The organism is Marinococcus sp. LNHM4E3-1 (genome assembly GCF_056034405.1).
On sequence record NZ_JBQLID010000004.1, the window covers coordinates 62,996 to 83,370 of the forward strand.

At 48.9% G+C, this 20,375-nt stretch carries 23 protein-coding genes and 3 riboswitches; of the genes, 4 read left to right on the forward strand and 19 right to left on the reverse strand.

Annotation, left to right across the window (positions count from 1 at the left end; genetic code table 11):
* Window positions 1-6: 6 nt before the first annotated feature.
* From ACTRXI_RS05465 to ACTRXI_RS05525, 13 genes are all read right to left on the reverse strand, one after another.
* Window positions 7-1,155 carry an NAD-dependent epimerase/dehydratase family protein gene (locus ACTRXI_RS05465; protein ID WP_474261451.1) on the reverse strand — a complete coding sequence of 383 codons (1,149 nt, stop codon included), beginning with the start codon at window positions 1,153-1,155 and terminating at the stop codon, window positions 7-9.
* A gap of 514 nt (window positions 1,156-1,669) precedes the next feature.
* Complete coding sequence (locus ACTRXI_RS05470; protein ID WP_474261452.1) at window positions 1,670-2,011, reverse strand: general stress protein; 342 nt, start codon at window positions 2,009-2,011, stop codon at window positions 1,670-1,672.
* A 60-nt stretch (window positions 2,012-2,071) separates the two neighbouring features.
* The gene (locus ACTRXI_RS05475; RefSeq protein ID WP_474261453.1) at window positions 2,072-3,091 is read right to left on the reverse strand and encodes a ThiF family adenylyltransferase; all 1,020 of its coding nucleotides are present in this window, start codon (window positions 3,089-3,091) and stop codon (window positions 2,072-2,074) included.
* Complete coding sequence (locus ACTRXI_RS05480; protein WP_474261454.1) at window positions 3,088-3,852, reverse strand: thiazole synthase; 765 nt, start codon at window positions 3,850-3,852, stop codon at window positions 3,088-3,090. The genes ACTRXI_RS05475 and ACTRXI_RS05480 overlap by 4 nt, the downstream gene beginning before the upstream one ends.
* Window positions 3,853-3,856: 4 nt before the next feature.
* Window positions 3,857-4,057 carry a sulfur carrier protein ThiS gene (gene thiS / locus ACTRXI_RS05485; protein WP_322527061.1) on the reverse strand — a complete coding sequence of 67 codons (201 nt, stop codon included), beginning with the start codon at window positions 4,055-4,057 and terminating at the stop codon, window positions 3,857-3,859.
* Window positions 4,041-5,162: a glycine oxidase ThiO gene (gene thiO / locus ACTRXI_RS05490; RefSeq protein ID WP_474261455.1), complete on the reverse strand. Its 1,122-nt coding sequence runs from the start codon at window positions 5,160-5,162 to the stop codon at window positions 4,041-4,043. The genes thiS and thiO overlap by 17 nt, the downstream gene beginning before the upstream one ends.
* Window positions 5,152-5,763, reverse strand: a complete 612-nt coding sequence (locus tag ACTRXI_RS05495) for a thiamine phosphate synthase (protein WP_474261456.1) — start codon at window positions 5,761-5,763, stop codon at window positions 5,152-5,154. The genes thiO and ACTRXI_RS05495 overlap by 11 nt, the downstream gene beginning before the upstream one ends.
* 41 nt (window positions 5,764-5,804) lie before the next feature.
* Window positions 5,805-5,907, reverse strand: a riboswitch (TPP riboswitch).
* Window positions 5,908-5,963: 56 nt separating this feature from the next.
* Window positions 5,964-6,063, reverse strand: a riboswitch (TPP riboswitch).
* Window positions 6,064-6,115: 52 nt separating this feature from the next.
* A complete protein-coding gene (locus ACTRXI_RS05500) occupies window positions 6,116-7,015 on the reverse strand; it encodes an AEC family transporter (RefSeq protein ID WP_474261457.1) in 900 nt (299 codons plus the stop codon).
* Window positions 7,016-7,072: 57 nt separating this feature from the next.
* Window positions 7,073-8,545, reverse strand: a complete 1,473-nt coding sequence (locus ACTRXI_RS05505) for a potassium/proton antiporter (protein ID WP_474261458.1) — start codon at window positions 8,543-8,545, stop codon at window positions 7,073-7,075.
* 180 nt (window positions 8,546-8,725) lie between these two features.
* Entirely contained in the window at window positions 8,726-9,064 is a 339-nt protein-coding gene (locus ACTRXI_RS05510) for a DUF1516 family protein (protein ID WP_022792537.1), read from the reverse strand.
* A gap of 116 nt (window positions 9,065-9,180) precedes the next feature.
* On the reverse strand, window positions 9,181-9,498 hold the full coding sequence (locus tag ACTRXI_RS05515; RefSeq protein WP_322527083.1) for a DMT family transporter: 318 nt from the start codon (window positions 9,496-9,498) through the stop codon (window positions 9,181-9,183).
* Window positions 9,498-9,839 (reverse strand): DMT family transporter, encoded by a 342-nt coding sequence (locus ACTRXI_RS05520; RefSeq protein ID WP_474261459.1) that lies wholly within the window; start codon window positions 9,837-9,839, stop codon window positions 9,498-9,500. The genes ACTRXI_RS05515 and ACTRXI_RS05520 overlap by 1 nt, the downstream gene beginning before the upstream one ends.
* A gap of 97 nt (window positions 9,840-9,936) precedes the next feature.
* Window positions 9,937-10,035, reverse strand: a riboswitch (guanidine-I (ykkC/yxkD leader).
* A gap of 31 nt (window positions 10,036-10,066) precedes the next feature.
* Entirely contained in the window at window positions 10,067-12,223 is a 2,157-nt protein-coding gene (locus ACTRXI_RS05525) for a type IA DNA topoisomerase (protein ID WP_474261460.1), read from the reverse strand.
* Window positions 12,224-12,425: 202 nt separating this feature from the next.
* On the opposite strand from ACTRXI_RS05525, the gene ACTRXI_RS05530 reads away from it, so the two are divergent.
* The gene (locus tag ACTRXI_RS05530; protein ID WP_474261461.1) at window positions 12,426-13,232 is read left to right on the forward strand and encodes a 2OG-Fe dioxygenase family protein; all 807 of its coding nucleotides are present in this window, start codon (window positions 12,426-12,428) and stop codon (window positions 13,230-13,232) included.
* 47 nt (window positions 13,233-13,279) lie between these two features.
* Here the strand turns inward: ACTRXI_RS05530 and ACTRXI_RS05535 are convergent, their stop codons facing one another.
* The 3 genes from ACTRXI_RS05535 to ACTRXI_RS05545 form a co-directional block, all read right to left on the reverse strand.
* Window positions 13,280-13,522: a DUF2584 family protein gene (locus ACTRXI_RS05535; RefSeq protein WP_079474957.1), complete on the reverse strand. Its 243-nt coding sequence runs from the start codon at window positions 13,520-13,522 to the stop codon at window positions 13,280-13,282.
* A 57-nt stretch (window positions 13,523-13,579) separates the two neighbouring features.
* Window positions 13,580-14,500, reverse strand: a complete 921-nt coding sequence (locus ACTRXI_RS05540) for a nucleoside hydrolase (RefSeq protein WP_474261462.1) — start codon at window positions 14,498-14,500, stop codon at window positions 13,580-13,582.
* 90 nt (window positions 14,501-14,590) lie between these two features.
* A complete protein-coding gene (locus tag ACTRXI_RS05545; protein ID WP_474261463.1) occupies window positions 14,591-15,511 on the reverse strand; it encodes a manganese catalase family protein in 921 nt (306 codons plus the stop codon).
* 234 nt (window positions 15,512-15,745) lie between these two features.
* Between ACTRXI_RS05545 and ACTRXI_RS05550 the strand changes: the two genes are divergently transcribed.
* The gene (locus ACTRXI_RS05550) at window positions 15,746-16,174 is read left to right on the forward strand and encodes a pyridoxamine 5'-phosphate oxidase family protein (protein ID WP_474261464.1); all 429 of its coding nucleotides are present in this window, start codon (window positions 15,746-15,748) and stop codon (window positions 16,172-16,174) included.
* A 44-nt stretch (window positions 16,175-16,218) separates the two neighbouring features.
* Here ACTRXI_RS05550 and ACTRXI_RS05555 read toward each other — a convergent pair whose 3' ends face one another.
* Together ACTRXI_RS05555 and ACTRXI_RS05560 are read right to left on the reverse strand one after the other, a co-directional pair.
* Complete coding sequence (locus ACTRXI_RS05555) at window positions 16,219-16,857, reverse strand: SDR family oxidoreductase (RefSeq protein ID WP_474261465.1); 639 nt, start codon at window positions 16,855-16,857, stop codon at window positions 16,219-16,221.
* Window positions 16,858-16,901: 44 nt separating this feature from the next.
* Window positions 16,902-17,855 (reverse strand): DMT family transporter, encoded by a 954-nt coding sequence (locus ACTRXI_RS05560; RefSeq protein ID WP_474261466.1) that lies wholly within the window; start codon window positions 17,853-17,855, stop codon window positions 16,902-16,904.
* Window positions 17,856-18,053: 198 nt separating this feature from the next.
* Between ACTRXI_RS05560 and ACTRXI_RS05565 the strand changes: the two genes are divergently transcribed.
* Both ACTRXI_RS05565 and ACTRXI_RS05570 read left to right on the forward strand, forming a co-directional pair.
* Complete coding sequence (locus tag ACTRXI_RS05565) at window positions 18,054-19,505, forward strand: aldehyde dehydrogenase family protein (protein WP_474261467.1); 1,452 nt, start codon at window positions 18,054-18,056, stop codon at window positions 19,503-19,505.
* Between the two features lie 105 nt (window positions 19,506-19,610).
* Window positions 19,611-19,811, forward strand: coding sequence for a hypothetical protein (locus ACTRXI_RS05570; RefSeq protein WP_022792525.1), 201 nt, complete (start codon window positions 19,611-19,613; stop codon window positions 19,809-19,811).
* Window positions 19,812-19,825: 14 nt separating this feature from the next.
* Here ACTRXI_RS05570 and ACTRXI_RS05575 read toward each other — a convergent pair whose 3' ends face one another.
* Window positions 19,826-20,287, reverse strand: coding sequence for a hypothetical protein (locus tag ACTRXI_RS05575; RefSeq protein WP_474261468.1), 462 nt, complete (start codon window positions 20,285-20,287; stop codon window positions 19,826-19,828).
* Window positions 20,288-20,375: the final 88 nt, after the last annotated feature.

A 20,375-nucleotide genomic window follows, 5' to 3' on the forward strand; every position in this document is an offset into this window, starting at 1 on the left:
CCGTTTTTATTTCCAGCTCACACTCGGCAGTACGTTTTCTTCGATTACCCGCTCTTTATGTTCAATCACCGCTTTTAGGATGTGGCGGATAACGTCGTCTGTTAAAAAGTGCGGCTCCAGTCCCAAGTCTAAAAGATTGGTGTTTACCGCTTCAAGGAAATGCTCTTCAAGCTCCACCCGCGGATTTTCCAGATGATCCACATCTACGTGGTAGCCTTCTTCTTCAGCTACCTTTTTCACCCGTTCAGCGAGTTCGAGTACAGAAAAGTCTTCAGTGAACTGATTGAATACACGGAACTCTCCAGGCTCAGCCGGCTTTTCTGCTGCAATTTCCACACAGCGCACTGTATCTTCAAGATTTAGGAAGCCGCGGGTCTGGCCACCTTTTCCGTAAACTGTCAAGTTACGTCCGATGGCGGACTGGATGATAAAACGGTTCAGCGCTGTTCCAAAAACCCCGTCGTAGTCCAGGCGGTTGGTAAGCACCGGGTCCATGTTAGTTTCATTCGTATCCAGGCCGTAAACGATGCCCTGGTTTAAGTCAGTAGCCCGGATGCCCCATACTTTGCAGGCAAACATAATGTTATGGCTGTCATGTACTTTTGATAAATGATAGAAGGAGCCCGGCTGTTTTGGAAAAGGAAGGCGGTCTTTGCGGCCCTTATGTTCCACTTCCAGGTACCCTTCTTCAATTGGAATATTCGGCGTGCCGTATTCTCCCATCGTACCAAGCTTAATCAGGTGGCACTCCGGAGCCATTTCTTTAATAGCGTAAAGCACGTTCAAATTCCCTACTACGTTGTTCACCTGCGTGTAGACTGCGTGCTCGCGGTCTATCATCGAATAAGGCGCAGAACGCTGTTCAGCAAAGTGAACGAATGCTTCCGGCTTTTCCTGTTCCATCACCTGCTGCAGGAAATCGTAATGCTGAAGATCCCCTTCGTATGTACGTATTTCTTTTCCTGTCAGCTCTTTCCACTTCGCCACCCTCTCTTCAAGGCTTGCAATCGGAGTAATCGAATTGGAATGAAGCTCATCATCAATTTTTCTGCGTACCATACTGTCGATAATTGATACGTCATGACCCTGCTTTGATAAGTAAAGCGCAGTCGGCCAACCACAAAATCCATCTCCACCTGCAACAATAATTTTCACGTCAGTTACCTCCACATCATTTAATACAATCTGATAATTCAAACAAACATAATTCTATGGGTATCTATAAGGTAATTTCTACCTCGTAGAGTGCAAGTTGCCGTCGTATATGTACGTCCGAGTAGAATTCCCATCGAAACAATACCACTCTCCTTATATTAACGCAACTATTTGTCTATATACCACCGTTATTCTATCATACTAACTAATCATTGCAGCTATCACAGCCATAATTCATAAAAATTACATAAAATTTATAGAAAAACAGAAGGGCGGAGGGTGTTATTTGAATGATGTTCGATTAGAATCGCTACATCCTGTAGCAACATCGAACTGACCCGCCTCGTGCGGGCCTCTGAACGGCTCGTCGGTTTCAGTCGGCTTAAGACGAAGTCGCAAACGATCTGAAATCACGAATGGATTAAGCTGGTAACACCCGCAGCTGGACATAGAAAAGCGGAGGCAGCCTGTTTAGCGGCGCGGGCCCCAGAGCTGAACAAAATCCGGAAAAGATTCACTTGTCAAAAGAGAATTTTTCCGGATCTTCATCCACGGCAATTAGTATATTATGTTCATCAAGCTTTTCGCTCAGATCCCGGGCTTCTTTATCATCGTATCCAAGCTTTGTTAATCGTTCATAAATATCGGACGCACCGTTGCGGAAAAACTGTTTCACGAACTCCACCGGACTTTTAACGTCTGCCACTGTATCACTGACTTTCAATTCTTTTGCAGTCGCTTTTTCCGCCTCCAGAGCCAAAGCATAAATCTGTTCCCTTTGGATGCCCTGCATCTTTAATTTATCTACAGCCTTCTGTGCTTCTTCTACGGTTACAAAAATACGAGCGGTAGGCAATAGTTCCCCCTCCTTGCAAGGAATATTACCACTCCGCCCGTAAAATGAAACAAGGAATATTTATCCTCCAATATATCTCTGGTATAACGACCTTGCTTCTACTTCCCCGGAAACTCCGTGAATGATGGCTCTTCCGTCTTTAAAAAGCACCAGCCGCTTATTTTCAATATTTAACACCAGCAAATGCTGATTCGCTTTGGAGACGTGCTGCTTATGAACGTCCGCCGTCCGCTCGAGCGATACCTGCATGTCTGGAAGAGGCTTCACCTGCACCGCATCTCTGCCGCACAGCGTTTCAGCCTTGCTTCTCCCACTCCATGCGAGCGCCGGATATGCTGGTGACTCCCCGCAGGAAGGACAATGCTTATCCTGCAGCGAGTTCACATGAATGGAAGAGCTTTCATTCGACCATACATCAAACGACCACAGTGTCCCGCGGAGCTGGTCAAAGGAATGGGTAAGCAGCTTCATAGCTTCGGTCACCTGAGTGGCGCTTACGAATTGAACAGCCGGAGCTATAATTCCCACCGTATCACACGTTTCTCCTTCCATCGGAATGCCCTTCATCAGGCAGCGCAGACATGGCCCTTGCCCCGGCCTCACGGTATAGCTCAGTCCGTAGGCGCCCACACAGGCTCCGTAAATCCACGGAATCCGGTGCTTCAACGCTGTATCATTAATCATCAGCCGTGTCTCCATATTATCGAGTCCGTCGATAATAAGGTCTGCAGGCATACAATTTTCGAGCAGGGCCGGATCTGCTTCCCCCACAATGATTTCAATAGAAGCATCACTCCGAATATCAAGCAGTCGTTTTTTCGCCGCTTCTGCTTTTGGCGTAAAGGCCTCTGCGTCCGCTTCCGTATAAAGCTGCTGACGCTGAAGATTGCTTTCCTCCACATAGTCACGGTCAATCAACGTTAATTTTCCGATCCCCGCGCGTATGAGAGTTTCGGCTGTTAAACTCCCGAGAGCTCCGGCACCTACTACTATGACGTGAGCCTCCTGCAGCCTTTTCTGTCCCCTTCGGCCGATTCCGTGAAATAACCGCTGCCGGGAAAAACGTTCTTCCGTATTCAAATACTGAGGCCTCCTAAAGGGCTGCTCGCCTGGGCGTAGAATTTTTTATCTATGCGCCCTGCTTCTGCGCCAAGCGCTCCGGCCCTCACTGCCAATTTCATCGCTTCTGCCATTTTTACAGGATCGCCCGCGCCCGAAACGGCCGTGTTCAGCAGGATACCATCAGCGCCGAGCTCCATGGCATAAGCAGCATCCTTCGGACTCCCAATGCCTGCATCTACAATCACCGGGACTTCCGCCTGTTCAATAATGTGGGACAGGTTGTAAGGGTTAATGATTCCAAGCCCCGTGCCTATAGGAGAGGCTCCCGGCATCACTGCATGAACCCCAAGCTCCTGAAGCTTCCTGGCGAGCACAACGTCATCGGACGTATAGGCGAGGACAGTAAACCCTTCGTTCAGCAGCTGTTCTGAGGCCCGGAGCGTTTCCACCGGATCCGGCAGAAGCGTTTTATCGCAGCCGATCACTTCTACTTTAATCATGTCACACATATTGGCCGCCTCTGCCAGCTTCGCGGTGCGTACAGCTTCTTCAGCTGTTTTGGCCCCGGCTGTATTTGGCAGCAGCCGGTACTTTGAGACATCCATCTGTTCAAATGGATCAGGCTGGCTGCTGTCAAACAGGTTCATTCTGCGAACGGCGAAGGTCAGTACCTCTGTTTCCGATGCTTCTACAGCCTGCAGCTGGGTCCGGGCGTCTTTATATTTCCCGGTGCCGAGAAATAAATTCGATTCAAACATCATATTGCCGATACTAAGCATTTGTTCATCCGCCTCCTACAAAATGAATAATTTCGATTCTATCCCCGTCCATTAAACCTTCCTGCTGGTGAAATTCTTCAATTACAATAGTGCCGTTGCGCTCCACCACTGTTTTTTTGTGGGCGATCTGAAGCTCTTCAAGTAAATCGGCTACCGTGGTGCTGTTCTCAATATTCTGTAATTGACCATTAAGCGTGATCTGCATGAATAATTCCTCCCTTTCGTATTTGAGGGTCTACGGCAAACAGGTGCTTCCAGTCCTCGCGAACGCTTTCCCCCTCGATCCGGTCAGCCATCCAGCTTCCGCTCAGTGCTGAAAGCAAAATACCGTTTCTGTAATGGCCGGTCATTACCCACAAACCCCGTTCGGTCTGTCCCATATATGGCAGCCCGTCCCCTGTCTGCGGCCGGACACCGCTCCAAAGCCTGTCAATATTCGCATGCTTCAGCCCCGGCACTAAATGCACAGCTGCTTTCATCAGCTCCTGTATCGAAGCTACAGTGACCCCTGTACTCGAGTCGCCGGGTTTTTCTGAAGCGCCTATAAAGATTTCCCCGTCCTTTTTCGGAACAATATACACCTGCGGAGTGTGGAGGGTGTGTCTCAAATTCTCCCGGGGCATGCGTACGGACAAACACTCCCCTTTCACCGGATAGAGGGTAAACTCCTTCTCATCCAACAGCTCCGCCCCGGCGCTTCCCCCGGTAAAAACAACTTCTTCCGCTTCAACAACTCCTTCACTTGTTTTCGCACCGTAAACGCGGCCATCAGCTTCCAAAAGACGATCAACTGAAGTATTTTCCCGTACAATTGTCCCGCAGGCCTTTGCTGCTTTGGCAAGAGCCATTGTCCATTCATAGGCACGAAGCTGGCCGTCTTTTGGAATGGACCAGGCGCCCCGGATATTTTCGGAAAGCGCCGGTTCCCTGCGCAGTGCTTCATATGGCGAAAGCCACTCCGCGCCGTAGTCGCGCGTGGTGCGTTGATAACTTTCTTCTTCCGCTGTCTCCCATACAGGCTTCAGCATTCCGTTGTTCACGTAGGAAACGTCCATTCCGCTAAGCGCTTCCACTTCAGGGACCAGTTCTTTAAACAGCTCCCGGCTTTCCAGGGCGAATTCCTGAAAAAGGCCAGACCCTTCCCATTCGGACTGGGCTCCGAGCATACCGGCAGCCGCTTTTGATGCTCCGGAAGCGATGGTTTCTTTTTCGATGACCATCACACGACGCCCCCGTTTGCTTAACTGATATGCAAGCGAGCATCCCTGTACCCCTGCGCCCACAATAAGAACTTCTGTATCAGCCTTCATTGTCATCACTCCTTAACCGGATTCTGAGCTCTTCGGCTGCTTTTCCGGGTTCTGCCGCATCATAAAAATATGCAATGGCTGCCACCCCGGACGCTCCGCAGTTTATACCTTCTACTGCCTTGTCAGCATCAATTCCTCCGATGGCAATCACGGGGAGGCGGACGCTTTCCGCCACAGCTTTCAACGCCCGAACTCCGCGCGGGGGGCTCCCAGGTTTACTGCCTGAGGCAAATACATGACCAAAATACAGCCATGATGCTCCCTCCTGTTCACTTCTTTTCGCTGCCTCTACAGAGTGTATCGACTGCCCCCAGCTTACAGATGCCGGATAGATTGTACGACGCTCCGGCAGGTGGGTACCGGCCAGCCCGTATGCAGCAGCAAGCTCCGGTTCATCATTTATGATCAGCTGCGCGGGGGCAGTTCCTTCTTTTAATGCCAGCTCGACGGCCCTTTCCTTTTCACGCTTTGTCCATTCAGGTGCCCGTATATGCACATAATCGACGATTCCTGTGAGCTCCCTCGTTTTCCCCCACCACGCTGCCACCGTTATATCCGGCGGCGATACCGCGTGTATGCTCGGCTTCGGTTTGTCATTCATAAAAAACCTCCTTCCAGAAGGAAGGAGGCTGCCCGTTAAAAGGTTCAACATGGCTGCTTCCCTCCGCTGGCTCTCCAGATCAGGTTCAAAGGGTTCCGGATGTTTCTCCGGTCTCAGCCTCAGCAGGCACCCCCAGCAAATATAATATTTTCCACAAAAAACCCCGCTTTCATTTAGAAAGCGGGGGAGATAGTCGTATTGGCATCTCTTCCCCACTTCCCTCCGCTGGTATAATCCAGATCAGGTTCAAAGGGATCAGCTTTACGCTGTCTCAGCCAACAGGCACCCCTAGTGGTTGGTATTATTTATATCATAACGCGGTACTCTTCTTCCGTCAATTCGATGCGGAATTTTATGCCTGGAAAATCGACAGCACCACCCACAGGGAAGGAACGCTTAAAATAGTCGTCACCAGTGTAATACTCGAAACAAGCTGGGGGTTGGAATCAAATTGTACAGAAATCATTGCCATGGTTGCTGCACTCGGCATCGCTGTTGAAACAACCAGCACGGTCGTTAACGTGTCGCTGGTCTGCAGCAGCAGGGCAATTACGTAAGCGAGAGCCGGCGCGAATACAAGCCGTAAAAACGTACCTGCACTAACAAGCTTCCAATCCATGCTTTTGACGGATATGCGTGCAAGCTGCATCCCCAGGATAATCATAACCACCGGTATTGCAGCGCTCGCGAGCATATCGAGGGCTTCATAATAGGTCGCTCCGACCGGTATCCCGGTCAGCTGGAAGACAATACCGGCGAGCAGTGCATAAAATACCGGCATCCGCAGTACCGTCCGGAACGCGTCAGCCGCATCCATATTGGCACTGTTTGCGATATAGACGCCTACAGTATTCATCAGCATCGTCTGAATGACCATAAAAACGATAGAGTAGGCAAAGGCTGTATCACCAAACGCAAAAGCAATTAACGGAGCACCGTAATTGCCCGCATTCATAAACACGGTAGAGAGCATCATGCCGGTTTCGTTAGCTTTCGGCCATTTACGCACGTAGGACACTAATTTGATCAGCCCGGTCATAACCGCTAAAAATACCAGGGAAAACAGAGCCATCGACAGCATATCGCTGTTCAGCTCTCTTTCATAGAATGTCCGGAAAACAAGCGCAGGCGTCAATACATAAAGAGCGACAGCCGACACCGGCCGAATATCCACTGCCTGTCTTTTCTGCAGCAAATAGCCAATCGTAAATATTAAAATGATTGGGATCAATACATTGATCAGCACACCCATGCGGAGCCCTTCCTTCTTTCCTCAAATTTAATGCCTCTTAACGCTGGCCGCTTTTTCTCAGTAATCGTGCCGCAGCATCTGCTTTAAAATACGTTTTTCTTTACGTGATACAAGAATATACAAATAATCACCGGCCTGGATTATTGTCTCACCAACCGGAGTGACCAGTTCATCGTCCCGGACAATCGCGCTGATCAGCGCAGATGCGGGAAATTCAATGCTTTGGAGCGTCTGCCCGACAATCGGCGTCGCTTCATTCGTTTGAAATTCCATAATTTCTGCGTTCGCTTTTCCGAGTGATACGAGCTCCAGGGAATGAGTTGGCGCTTCGCGGAGCGGACCGGATAGGTGAAGCCATTTCGCTAATGGAGCGATGGTCGCCCCCTGGATCAGTGCAGACGTCAGCACAATAAAGAAGACGACATTAAAAATCTGGCTGCCCGACTCCACACCAGCAACAATCGGGTATGTAGCCAAAATAATCGGCACCGCCCCGCGCAGACCTGCCCAGGATAAAAATATATTCTGCTTTGGTTTATAGCCGAAAAAGGAAGTCGACAAAAACGTAGCCAGCGGACGGGCCAAAAACATTAAAACCGCTGATAATATGAGTCCCATGGTGATGTTTGACCAGGTCAAAATGTCTCTCGGGAAAGCAAGCAATCCCAGGATGATAAACATGCTTATTTGGGACATCCACGCCATGCCCTCGTTGAACCGGTAAATCGGCTGGCGGTAAATCAAATCGGAGTTACCTATTAAAAGCGCTGCTACATATACTGCCAAAAACCCGCTTGCGCTCATGCTTGAGGTCACACTGTAGGTTAACAGCGCGAAAGCGATCGCAAACAGAGGATAGAGTCCACTAGAATCCAGGTTAATACGGTTAATGGTCCATGAGGCTGCCCATCCGAACAACCCGCCCATCGCAAGACCGGCGCCCATCTGCCAGAAAAATGCACCGGATAGCAGCCAGACGTTTGGCGAATCTGCCAATATTAATTCAATAAAGAAGAGCGTTAAAAACACCGCCATTGGGTCGTTACTCCCCGATTCCGCTTCGAGGGTGGACCCCATTTTTTTATCAATGCTCCGTCCCTTCAAAGCGGCAAAGACGGCAGCGGCGTCTGTCGAACCGACTGTAGCTCCGAGAAGCATCGCCTCGAGCCAGGTCAGATCAAGCAGCTGCTTTGCCACCAGCCCCATCAGGGCAGCCGTAAACAGAACGCCAAACGTGGCGAGCGTTACGGAAGGCCCCACCACCGGTCTGATATCGCGCCACCTTGTCTGGGTACCCCCTTCAAACAAAATAATGATTAGGGCTATAATTCCGACGGTTTGGGCAAGCTGGACATTTTCGAACTCAATAATGCCAAAACCATCATTTCCCATCAGCATACCTAGAATAATAAACAAAATAAGTGAGGGCACGCCGAGCCGTGTCGAAAATTTCGTTACGATGACACCTAAAATAAGCAGAAGTGCCCCTAATAATATAAATGAATCCACATTCGCGTTCCCTTCAAACAATGCCCGCTTCCTCCTTTCACCTGCCGCAGTTGTACCCCTGGCTTCTTTATGTATTACTTGCATGATACATGTAATTTTCGTTTAAAAAATAATGATATTCAGGCCATCTGGTCTATCCCTTCTATACCCAAAAATGCCCGCATATAAAAAAGCATGCTGTTTTGCAGCATGCTCTCTGTATTACCCAATCACATCGTAGCCGATGGACAGGATAATTGCGAATAAAATGATCCATATAATCCAGAACATAGCGTGTTTTCTCCCTGCCCGCCGACGCACAAACATCATTTCCATTACCCCGATAAATATGAGGGCCAACACACCTTTAATAATGGAAAGGAGCGGGAAGCCATACAGCGCCACCATACCTGCGCCAGAAAGAATCATGATAACCACGAACAGCCGCTCAATCATCATTGTTACTTTTTGTTTTGGGAAAAGGTAGCTGATCAAAAAGAAAATGATCAAAAACGCCCATGAACCGGAATGTGCTTCGTATAAGATACTTTGAAGATCCATATGTTTTCCTCCTTTCAGTCTTTATTAAGTTTCTACTCCAAATGTTTCACCTGATTGTAACTATAATCAAAATAAAGCCTGCGCTCAAGCCGTAGCAATTTTTGTTTTTGAACGTTTTATGGCGCTATCAGCTTTAGACCTACAACCGAAGCAAGGATCACCGCAATACTTATAAGCCTGCCCGTGTTTGCAGGCTCTTTATACCAAAGCATCCCGAACAGTGCGCTCCCTGCTGCGCCTATACCCGTCCAGACAGCGTACGCAGTGCCCATCGGGAGAGTCTGCATCGCCAGGGAAAGGAGAAAAAAGCTTGCTCCAAACCCGGCAGCAATCATGAACAGCGGCCAGATGACCCGTTTTTGAATCCATTCGTTAATCATAGAAACACCAATCATCTCAAAAATACCTGCACCGATCAAATACAGCCATGTCATCACTGTCCACCGCTCCCTTCGTTTACTCTTGCCCGGCCGGAAGCTGTATGCAGACCGGCAATTCCGGCAATCAGCATGAAAATAAAGACCAGCTTGATCCATGCGAACGGCTGACCGAAAAAGATCATATCAAGGACCGTCGTTCCGATCGTCCCAATGCCGACAAAGGCCACATACGAAGTTCCTACCGGAAGATGCTCGCCTGCCCGAATTAAAAAGAGAAAGCTCAGTACGATAGCTACTAGTGTTCCTGCCCATTCCCATCCGGCCGATGCATGCTTCAAACCGATGACCCAGAGAATTTCAAATGCTGCTGCCAAAGCAACGTTAATCCATCCCATTACAGCCCCTCCTTGCCGGCGCTTGCTTAATTATTTCCCGGAAATATTCATTTCAGCTTTCAGCCGCGAAAAAACCCGGGAAGTCTTCGCAGCGAAGATCTCCCGGGTTTTTATCCCTCCGTGGCGCAAACTATTTGTTTGCGGGTTTTCTCTCGGACCAGACCGGCTCTGCCGCGGAACCCTAGAAAACATTCTGCCCCTCAGTATATCAAATTTCGGGATATTGTCTACGAGGAGGCATTGTCTTTAGATGGAAACACAAATTCCACACCATTTTCTTTTCGTTTTAATTTGGCGTCAAACGGCTTTTTTCCTTTAAACCCTTTGATCACCTGCGTTTCACCTTTTTCACACAGCTTTTTAACCTGAGCCTGAGTAATTTTTTTCTTCAATAACGTTTTAGGAACGGTGAATTTACAGCCGTTGGCATACTCACTGCAGCCGTAGAAGGACTTCCGCTCCATCAGCTGTCCCTTTTGGCATACGGGACAGAGAGCGATTGGCTCTGCGCGCTGCGGCTGTTTTTTAGACGTGGCTACCTGCTCCGGATTTGTCTGCATATTCGTTATGCCGGCAGGCGCTTCTTCGACCAGTTTTTTCGTAAAAGCCTCTGTCTGCTTTAAAAAAGCTTCCTTATCCGCTTCCCCGCTTCCGATCTGCTTTAAAAAAGCTTCCCACTTCGCGGTCAGCAGCGGCTTGGACAAAAGTGTCCCTTCTACTACTTCGCACAGCGCCCGCCCTTTAGCGGTCACTTCCACAATGTTCTTTTGAATCCGGATATATTCCTGCTTTTGCAGTGTTTGAATAATGGTACTGCGCGTCGCCTCGGTCCCGAGACCCTCCGTTTCCTGCAGTACTTTTTTAGATGTTTCATCATCCTCGATCCATTTGCCGCAGGACTTCATCATGTTGATCAGCTGTCCTTCGGTATAAGGCTTGGGCGGCTGGGTTTCCTTTTCGGCTGCCTGGACGTACGCCTCCACCTGCTCTCCCCTGGTTAATGGAGGGAGGGTGTTGTCCTCCTGGTCTTTCTTCTTTTTTGGTCCCGGAAAGAGCTCCTTCCAGCCCAGCTGCTTGTCCACCCGGCCCTTGCTTTCAAAAATAAGTCCCTGGACATCGGTTTCAACAGTCGTTTCTTCATACATATAGTTGCGGTGAAACATAGCGAGCACGCTGTTCATAACTTCTTTATACACCTGCTGCTGGGACCGGTTCAGCTTTTCAAACTGCGTCTGGCTCAGCACTTTTTTGGTCGGAATGATCGCATGGTGCTCCTGGACTTTGCTGCCGTCTACAAACCGCTTCGAAGGCGTAGTGGACGCCGGTTCAAAGGAGACGTTCATGCACTCCTGCATCCGGGACAGGTTTCCCTTCAAGTAGTTAAATTCCCCTGACGTGATATGGCGGGTATCCGTTCTCGGATAGGAAACAGCTTTTAATGGTTCATCGTACAGGCTCTGTACCGTTTTAAGCACGGCCGACGGACTCATTTTATACTTTTTGTTCATCGTCGTCTGCAGGCTCGACAGCGAATGAAGAAGCGGGGGCTTTTCCTGCTTCTCTTCTTTTTTTATACTGCTGATCGTGCCTTCGGTATCCTTTTTCAATCCATGCTCCTTCCAGATACGGAGCACCTCTTCCTTCGAGCCGAAGCGCTTTTTATACTTTCCTTTATACTCCCCCGCTTCCGCACGGAAGGTTCCTTCAAGCTCCCAGTAAGGCTCGGGCTCAAATGCCTCAATTTCCTTCTGCCGGTCGTAAATAAGCTTGAGTGTTGGCGTCTGGACTCTGCCGACACTGAACACTTCATTGATGCCCTTCTGCTTTAACAGCAGCGTATACAGACGGCTCGCGTTCATGCCGACAATCCAGTCGGAAAATTGGCGGGCCCGCGCCTCCTCATAAAGAGGGAGATAGTCTGCTCCCTCCCGGAGCTGCTCAAACCCTTTATACACTTCATCCTTTTCCAGACTGTTGATCCAAAGGCGCCGGGTCGGTTTATGGGAGGTTTTCGTATAGTCGATGACGCTTCGCGCAATGTTTTCGCCCTCCCGGTCGCAGTCGGTCGCAATAATAATGCTGTCGGCCTCCTGAAGCATCTGCTTGACGACCTTCAGCTGCTTGAACGCCCGCGGGTTAGGCTTAAAGCGAAAATGGGCGGGAAGCATCGGGAGAGTGTCGAGCGACCATTTTTTCCAGGAAGATTCGTAATCGGCCGGAGCGCGGAGCTCGAGCAGATGGCCAAACCCCCAGGTAAGCACTGCCCCGTCCGGAAATAGACTGCACGGCTTCAGCCTCATATATCCGTCTTTTTTTTCCTGTATTTGAAACGCGGCCGCATAGGCTTTTGCCTGGGACGGCTTCTCCGCTAAGATCACTGGCATAAAGAAATTCCTCTCTTCGCTGATTTCTTTGAATTCAAGAACATTTGTTCTTTAATTATAATGAATCTGTCACAAAAACGAAAGATGAAGCCTGCCTTTCATATACTCAACTTCGGCCGGGCGTGATACACTAGCATTTGTGAAAACAATGGAAGGACGCTTCCACTCGAAGAAACCACCATTCGGGAGGAGAAATAGACAAATGAAGCCTTTAAAACAGCAGGGATACGAATATTATGATTTAGCCGATATACTGCATGACAGCTACGGCGACGAAGACCTTGCTGCTCTTACCGCAGCCTTTGACGATCTTCCGGCAGATGACTACGCTCCGGATCTGAATCGTTACCGGCAGTACGGCCGTGCCGTTATTTTTCCGGGCACCCACCGGATCGAATGGCTGCCGGAAACAGTTAAAAACGGCAAAAGCTACTACGATTATTTTCAGGGATCGTTCAATCCGGAATATCCCGATGCGAGCCGCCGCTTCCCTGCAATTCCCGAACACGTCAGGCACAACCGGCTGCTTGAAGCACTGATCGCCTTTAATTTCCGCCAGACATTCTGGACGCGCGAAGATGCACTGATGCCTTTTCATGCGGGCGTCCACTTTGTGAAACTTCATGTTGAATCGGAGGAGGACGAAGCTTTTTCCTCACCAAACACACTGCACCAGGACGGCGAGCCGTTCACGTTTGCCCACCTGATCCGCCGGCGCAATATCGAAGGTGCCCGGAACGTCATTTCTGTGCCGGAGGTCCGCGGACGGATGCCGGAGGACGTTGAAAAGGAAAAAATTACTGACTCCTTTTACATGACCCGTCCGCTTGAATCCTACGGGGTGTATGATCCGCTGGTCACTCATTACGTCGGCTCTGTCCGTAAGGGACCGGAGGACGGACCTGGAGAGCGTTCTGCCATTTTAATTGACTATCAGCCGACCGTCGTTGCCAATCCGGATGAAATCCGCAGCATGCACGGCGACACAAACAATATGGATTATGTATAAACCGAACCCCCGGCGCCTGCTGCCCCGGGGGTTTACTATTTATCTGCTTAGTTCACAGAGGTTAATGACACAAGCTCGTATTCAATTGTGGTGCGGTGGGATTCCCATTCCACCCGGTGAATAACCGCCTTGCCAAAAGGTACTTTTTCGGCAAAGGTATGAATTGGAAGCGGGTGATCGAGCGGAAACATTTGATAATTATCTTTAATCAGCCGAAAGTTTCTTTCATCGAGGCGCTCGGCCTGCTTATTCGTAATAATTTCCCAGTTCATTTCTACAGAAAAACCCATATTCGTCCCTCCTGCTCCCTTGTCTCTATAATAATAACGCTTACTTATCTATTTCCATTATGGCAGATTTTTAAGCGATTGTACGATTAAATCCCAAAATTTATCATTATCGACTGCTGTTGCGACCTGCACCGGCCCTTCTGCAGCGGAAGTATCAATGACTGTTTCCCCGTACGTATGCTTTCCCACTGTTTCAACCTTTACCTCGGCCGATTCAAATGTAAACAGGGACGGCTGCAGGCATACTGCCACCGCGCAAGGGTCATGAACCGGTGGAAGCGTCAGCTGAAAATGCTCCTCGTAGGCACGCTGGAAGTGATCAAGAAGTTCATAGGTAAACTGGGCCGCCATTGTTGGTATCTCTTTAATCCTTTCCACCACGGCCTCGGAGGATAACGCCTGATGAGTAACATCGAGGCCGCACATCGTGATTGGAATACCGCTTGTAAAAACGATCTCTGCCGCTTCGGCATCCGCATAAATATTAAATTCTGCTGCAGGTGTCCAATTGCCAAATGTGCCGCCGCCCATAATCGACAGATGGCGGATACGACCAGCTGCCTTCGGATTTTTCCGGCACAGTAGTGCAATATTGGTAAGCGGGCCGGTCGCAATAACAGTAATTTCTTCCTCCGAATGAAGCAGTATATCTTCCATTACATCCACCGCGTGTCGTTCCTCCACCATATGTGTCGGCGCTGGAAGCTCCGGTCCGTCGAGGCCGGATTCCCCGTGAATAGAAGGAGCGTGCTCCGGCATGCGGACCATGGGCCTTCCCGCCCCTTCTGCCACTGGCACTCCACTCAGTCCTGCAGTATCAGCGGCCACTAAAGCGTTTCTTGTTGTTTTTCCTATATCAGCGTTTCCTGAAACAGTCGTCACAGCCCGGATATCCATGTCCGGATGGCCGGCTGCAAGAAATAATGCAATTACATCGTCGTGCCCAGGGTCCATATCCATAATTACTGGTGTTTTCATCTGCTGCTTCCTTTCTCTGCATAACTGTATGTTTATTCAAACCAAAAGCACCGCCGACCGGCGGTGCTTTCCTGCTTCGGACTCTGGCGCTTAAAGTCCTGCTTCGTAGTTCAATTTTTTAGACATTTCCCGGAACTGCTGCTCGTCAAATCCCGGCGCAAATTCTTCCGGAATATGGTCGAGGTTCGGAATTTCCCCTCCCTCCGGTGTCGGCATGTCGCTGACTACTTCGAGTTCACCCGGTGGTCCGACCGGTGTCGGTCCATTCCAGATCCGGTCAAGCATTGTGTAATCGTTATCGCTGAAACGATAGAGCTTACGGTGCGCGCCCTTCGCTTCATATTTCTGGGCGTGGTCATATTTACTGTTATCAAGGTCCGGCACCGGTAGCATTTTCGTTACATCCACGCCTGTTAATTTCTCCAGCGCTTTAGCATAGGCCACTACGTGCACTCCGCCGCGCACAAGCAGGTAGCCGCACAATTCACGGGCTGTTTCATTGTCGGTCATTTGATATACCCGCATCTTGTGCGTTCTTGCTCCGCATTCCAGGTAAAAATTGTGAAGCAGATCGTTGACGAGGTTACCGCTTGTAAAAACATTGTCCCCTGTCCACGGCGCTCCCATCGAATCCTTCGGTACAGCGTTTTGACCGGCAAAAATAAAGCTTTGTGGATTTCTTGCATCCATAGCTTCACTGAGCGGTGTGCTGTCCGGATTGGCCGGGTCCTGGCCGCTTTGGCTTGTGGAACCCTGCAGACATAAATTTATTGTATTGGCAACCAGCTCTACGTGTCCGAGTTCCTCAGCTGTAATGCTTGCAACTAAATCATAAAACGGGCGTAGCTGTTTTTTGCTGCGAAAATTAAACGACTGGAATAAATAGTTATTGAGCGTTGACATTTCACCGAATTTTCCACCTAAAAGCTCCTGTACGACGTTGGCTGAGTTAGCGTCTGGATTACTGGGCGTTGGGAGGTCGATCTGCAGTTTATCAATTCTCTTAAACACAATGATTCCTCCTATAGGTTTAAATTCGTATTTCGCTAGCAAAATACATTAACCTATTACCTTTCCTGCCATAAAGCAAACACTCGATTTCTTTATATTAACAATATTCATTCTTTTTACACAATTACTATTGTATGCAGAATTCACTGCCCTTCCGGCTTTGAACCCATGTTTAAAAGTAAGGGGCGGCAGGAATAATGATAATTAGTTTCACTACGAAAGGAAGGATTACCCATGGATAAGAACGAAGCAAAGAGACACGCACTCGATATCATTGACAGCAACAAAGTAGGCGTACTTGCCACGATTGAAGGCAACAAGCCCCACTCCCGCTATATGACGTTTTACAATGATAATTTCACCCTTCTCACACCGACGAGCAGCAAGACCCACAAGGCAGAGGAAATCGAAAAGAATTCCAACGTCCATATTCTGCTCGGCTACGACGGTGAAGGATACGGAGACGCTTTTGTTGAAATTTCCGGCAAAGCAGTAATCCGTCATGACCAGGAGACGAAGGAAAAGGTTTGGACTGACAGTGTGCAATCCTGGCTCGGTTCCCCGGACAACCCGGAATATATTGTCCTCGAAATCCAGCCGGACTCTATCCGCCTGATGAACTCCAAAGGAGACACTCCTGAGGAAATCGATTTTTCTTCTTAAGTCAATAATAGCCCCCGCCGGCACCAGTCCGGCGGGGGTTATTTTTATAAAGCCTTCCAGGCTTCTTGAATATCCATATCTCCTGCAAGCAGTTCGACCGTTTGTCCCCGGGCGTTCTCAATGTCGAGGGCTGCGATCATCGTGCGGGCAACGTCCTCCCTGGAAATATCTCTTTGTTCGGGGTTGGAAAGCTTTTCTGCAAGCTCAATTTTCCCTGTCCCCTTATCAAACGTAAGCTTTCCCGGACGAACAATCGTATATGGCAGTCCGCTGCTCCGCAGATGCTTATCTGCGTTCAGCTTTGCTTCTGCATAATGCTTAATAGGTCCCTGCGGATTGTCGACACCAATTCCGCTCAGCATAACGTAGTGCTTCACGTCCTGCACTCTTGCCGAATCAATGGTTTTTTTTGCCCCCTGCTGATCTACGCTCACTGTTTTTTCAGGCCCGGTTGAAGAGCCGGAGCCAGCGGCGAACATAACAGCATCCATGCCCTTCAAAGCGGCCGCCGTATTTTCTTCAAGGTCTGCAAGAATCGTGGATGCCGCACCCAGTTTTTTCAGCTCATCTGCCTGGGAGACTTCACGCACCATAGCATGCGGTGTATGCTCCGGGTGGGCTGCAAGCTGCTCCACCAGCAAACGGCCCGTATGTCCGTTCGCTCCTATGACTAATACATCCATTTTAATGCCTCCTTTTTTTACATTTGTTCCCTGCAGCCCTCAGTTTAAACGTCTTCCCCCGGCTTCTTACCCCACTCGTTTCGTGTTTCTCCCGGGCTCTCTCCACGTTTTTTTCGAAATTTCCCCGGTCTTGAATAGATAGAAAGAATCACCGCGGAAAAAATAAGAAAGATACCAAGTCCCTGCCAGCTGCTCAGCCTGTCCCCAAAAGCGAATACACCAATCACAATGGCCACCATCGGCTCCACAGTTGATAAAATCGCCGCTTTACCCGACTCGATATATTTCAGCCCGATCGTAAACAGTATATACGCAGCAATCGTGGAAAGAAGAATGCCTCCAAGACCGTACATCCACATCATCGGCTCCTGTATGGCTTCTTCGTTTGCCAAAAGGCCGCTGAAAGGAACCATCACCAACCCTCCGGCAAGCATCGTGTAGGCAGTGATCGTAATGGAATGATACTTCGGCGTTACAAATTTACCGAGAATACTGTACAGACCACAGCATAAACCAGAAAGCAAACCGATCATAAGAATCGGCAGCGACATTCCGCCTGCTCCGCCCGGAAGCAGGCCGGCCACCAGCGCACAGCCGGCGATGGTAAGCAAAATAGCCGCCAGCTTGTGCATTGTTATTTTTTCTTTAAATACAAACCTTGAAATGAGGGCTACAAACACCGGACTTGTGTAAAGAAGCACCACTGCAATCGAAAGCGAGGCTTCATTCATCACAGTGAAATAACACCAGTTAAAGAGGGCTATACTGCCGACGCCGAGCCCGATAAAGTGCGGCAGATCATACCACCGGACCTTTAGAAGATACGGACGAATCAGGGCTACAGCCAAAAAAAGAATCAGAGCTGAACCCGCCATGCGCACAGCCACTACCTGGTCGGGTTCGATATTGTACCTGTACATGTTCTGCACGAACAACCCCGTAAACCCCCAGAACGAAGCACCGGCAACAGCAAATAAATAAGCAGTGGATGGTTTCATAGCTGCTCCCCCTTGTATAAATCTTTTTCCTTCAGCTCCGCTATCATCTCAAATTTCCCTGGCCGCTTTCTATATATTTTTAATTATTCTTAAATAGTATTGACCTTCCCTGATCTTAAATGTTTGAAAAAATACAGCGCGAGGTATATTATACATTGCTACCGGGTATTATCCGGTAATTATGAAAGGATGGTTGCTATGCATACCAATTTTACAAAGCAGTATATAAACGGCTCCTGGGTGAGCGGCTCATCCAGCAAAACAATTGAAAATACTAATCCTTATAACGGCGAATCACTGGGAACAATAGCTTCCGCAGACGCCAATGACCTTGACCGCGCTTATCAGTCGGCCAATGATTATCAGAAAACCTGGGACGCCCACAGCCCAGCCGAAAAACAACAGTATATCCACCGGCTGTACGATGTTATGCAGAAACAGAAGGAAACCATTGTAGAATGGCTTATCAAGGAATCCGGAAGCAGCAGACTGAAGGCAGAAACTGAGTTCAACACAGCTTCCAACATTGTTTTTGAATCTGCGTCCTTCCCTAACCGGGTTCACGGAACGACTGCTCCTTCAAACACTCCCGGCAAAGAAAACTACACCTTCCGGTCGGGCAAAGGAGTTATTGGTGTTATCGGCCCATGGAACTTCCCGTTCCATCTTGCAATGAGAACAATTGCACCAGCAGTGGCAACAGGTAATACCGTCGTTGTTAAGCCAGCCTCCGACACACCGGTTACATCCGGACTGCTGATTGCAGCATTGTTTGAAGAAGCCGGATTTCCAGCAGGCGTCATTCACGTCACTGCCGGACGCGGCTCTGAAATTGGCGATGCCTTCGTCACTCATGAAGTACCGGCTCTGTTATCGTTCACCGGCTCCACGGAAGTCGGCACGCATATTGCTGAGCTTGCGGCGAAAAACTTAAAGGAAACCGCTCTTGAGCTTGGCGGCAACAATGCCATGGTCGTTCTTCAGGACGCCGAGGTGAAAAAAGCTGCCAAAGCAGCAGTATTCGGGTCCTTCCTTCACCAGGGACAGATTTGTCTCGCATTGAACCGCGTCATTGTTCATGATGACATTTACGACGAATTTGTCGAAGAGTTCACCCGTGTGGCAAAAACGTTAAAAGCTGGTGACCCTTCGGATGAAAATGTCATCGTCGGCCCGATCATTAATGAAGAACAGGTCAACAATATTGAGAACCTGGTTCAGGGTACAATTGATGCCGGAGCTAAACTTCAGACAGAGTTTGAAATCAACGGCCAGGTTATACCGCCGGTGGTTCTTTCCGAAGTAACTAATGACATGCCGGCAGCAAAGGATGAAGTCTTCGGCCCTGTTGCAACGTTAATCCGGGCATCGAGTGAGGACGAAGCCATCCGTATCGCAAACGATTCTCCTTACGGCTTGAGCGGCTCGGTCTTCACCCAGGACCGTTACCGGGGCATGCAGGCAGCGCGGCGTATTAATTCCGGCATGGTTCACGTAAACGACCAGTCTGTAAACGATGAAGCGCACCTGCCGTTTGGCGGCGAGAAGCAATCCGGTATCGGACGCTTTAACGGCGAATGGGTTTTAGATGAATTTACAACCGAGCAGTGGATCAGCGTACAGGCGCAGGACCGCCCTTATCCATTGTAAATTCTCCGGAAACCTGAAGATGAATTTGTTCTGTTTCCTTTTATTACCTTGCGGCCTGCCCTAAAATTGATTACTCTGTAAAGAGAGGGGTAAGGAGGTTTGGAAGTGGAACAAGAAAAAGACGTAAAAATATTTGATAAAGACGAACTTTTGTATTTTGATGGAAAAGAGTGTCGGATGATCGCAGAATATGAACGTACAATTTGTGTTGAATACGTTCATTACCCGTTCGCCGGCCAGGAGGAAGAATTTCCGTATCCACGCGTTATTCTCCGCAAAGGAGAAGTCGAGCGCTCAGCGGTCTAAACGAAAAGTTTGCTTTAAAATAACAGCAAAAACAGGGACTGTCCTTTTCCGGGGCAGTTCCTATTTTTATGTTTCTTCACCCTCGGAGGGAAGGGCAGAAGTTTTTTATTTTTTTGTCTGAAACCACCCTGGACTTCCGGCAAAACGTTGATAAGCCTTAAAGATGTCCTGCTTTTGATCCCCTTCCGCTGCTGCGAGCCGGAATGCTTTTTCATTTGCTTCTTTTGTTCTTCCCGGGTGCTGTTGTTGTCAATAAAATGAGCGGAAATCGTCGCACCCCAGGCGTCCGGTGAACGCCGGTGTCCTCTTTGGCTCTTCCATAAAACAGCAAAAATCCCCACCGCCATTACTGCGGCTGTCTTTTTTAAGTAGCGGCGCCGGCATTCACCTATATAGGTATCTCGCATAAAAATCTCCCTTTCCTTAACTATTAAAAGCTGCTGTCTAAATTTTAACATTCCCATGCGTTTATCCATCTCTAAAAATATTTTCACCAAAATAAGTTGACACGTTCTCCAATCTATTTTAAAGTATTTATATACCCATAGGGGTAATAAATCAAAG

Coding starts and splice junctions, on each gene's coding strand:
- thiO (WP_474261455.1), bottom strand. CDS start 5,162: ATGAAGGCTGATACAGAAGTTCTTATTGTGGGCGCAGGGGTACAGGGA.
- ACTRXI_RS05540 (WP_474261462.1), bottom strand. CDS start 14,500: ATGAAAACACCAGTAATTATGGATATGGACCCTGGGCACGACGATGTA.
- ACTRXI_RS05575 (WP_474261468.1), bottom strand. CDS start 20,287: ATGGATAAACGCATGGGAATGTTAAAATTTAGACAGCAGCTTTTAATA.
- ACTRXI_RS05515 (WP_322527083.1), bottom strand. CDS start 9,498: ATGACATGGCTGTATTTGATCGGTGCAGGTATTTTTGAGATGATTGGT.
- ACTRXI_RS05525 (WP_474261460.1), bottom strand. CDS start 12,223: ATGCCAGTGATCTTAGCGGAGAAGCCGTCCCAGGCAAAAGCCTATGCG.
- ACTRXI_RS05560 (WP_474261466.1), bottom strand. CDS start 17,855: ATGAAACCATCCACTGCTTATTTATTTGCTGTTGCCGGTGCTTCGTTC.
- ACTRXI_RS05480 (WP_474261454.1), bottom strand. CDS start 3,852: ATGCTTAGTATCGGCAATATGATGTTTGAATCGAATTTATTTCTCGGC.
- ACTRXI_RS05535 (WP_079474957.1), bottom strand. CDS start 13,522: ATGGGTTTTTCTGTAGAAATGAACTGGGAAATTATTACGAATAAGCAG.
- ACTRXI_RS05510 (WP_022792537.1), bottom strand. CDS start 9,064: ATGGATCTTCAAAGTATCTTATACGAAGCACATTCCGGTTCATGGGCG.
- thiS (WP_322527061.1), bottom strand. CDS start 4,057: ATGCAGATCACGCTTAATGGTCAATTACAGAATATTGAGAACAGCACC.
- ACTRXI_RS05555 (WP_474261465.1), bottom strand. CDS start 16,857: ATGGATGTATTAGTCATAGGAGCGAACGGACATACGGGCCGTTTGCTG.
- ACTRXI_RS05520 (WP_474261459.1), bottom strand. CDS start 9,839: ATGGGATGGATTAACGTTGCTTTGGCAGCAGCATTTGAAATTCTCTGG.
- ACTRXI_RS05565 (WP_474261467.1), top strand. CDS start 18,054: ATGCATACCAATTTTACAAAGCAGTATATAAACGGCTCCTGGGTGAGC.
- ACTRXI_RS05550 (WP_474261464.1), top strand. CDS start 15,746: ATGGATAAGAACGAAGCAAAGAGACACGCACTCGATATCATTGACAGC.
- ACTRXI_RS05495 (WP_474261456.1), bottom strand. CDS start 5,763: ATGAATGACAAACCGAAGCCGAGCATACACGCGGTATCGCCGCCGGAT.
- ACTRXI_RS05530 (WP_474261461.1), top strand. CDS start 12,426: ATGAAGCCTTTAAAACAGCAGGGATACGAATATTATGATTTAGCCGAT.
- ACTRXI_RS05500 (WP_474261457.1), bottom strand. CDS start 7,015: ATGGGTGTGCTGATCAATGTATTGATCCCAATCATTTTAATATTTACG.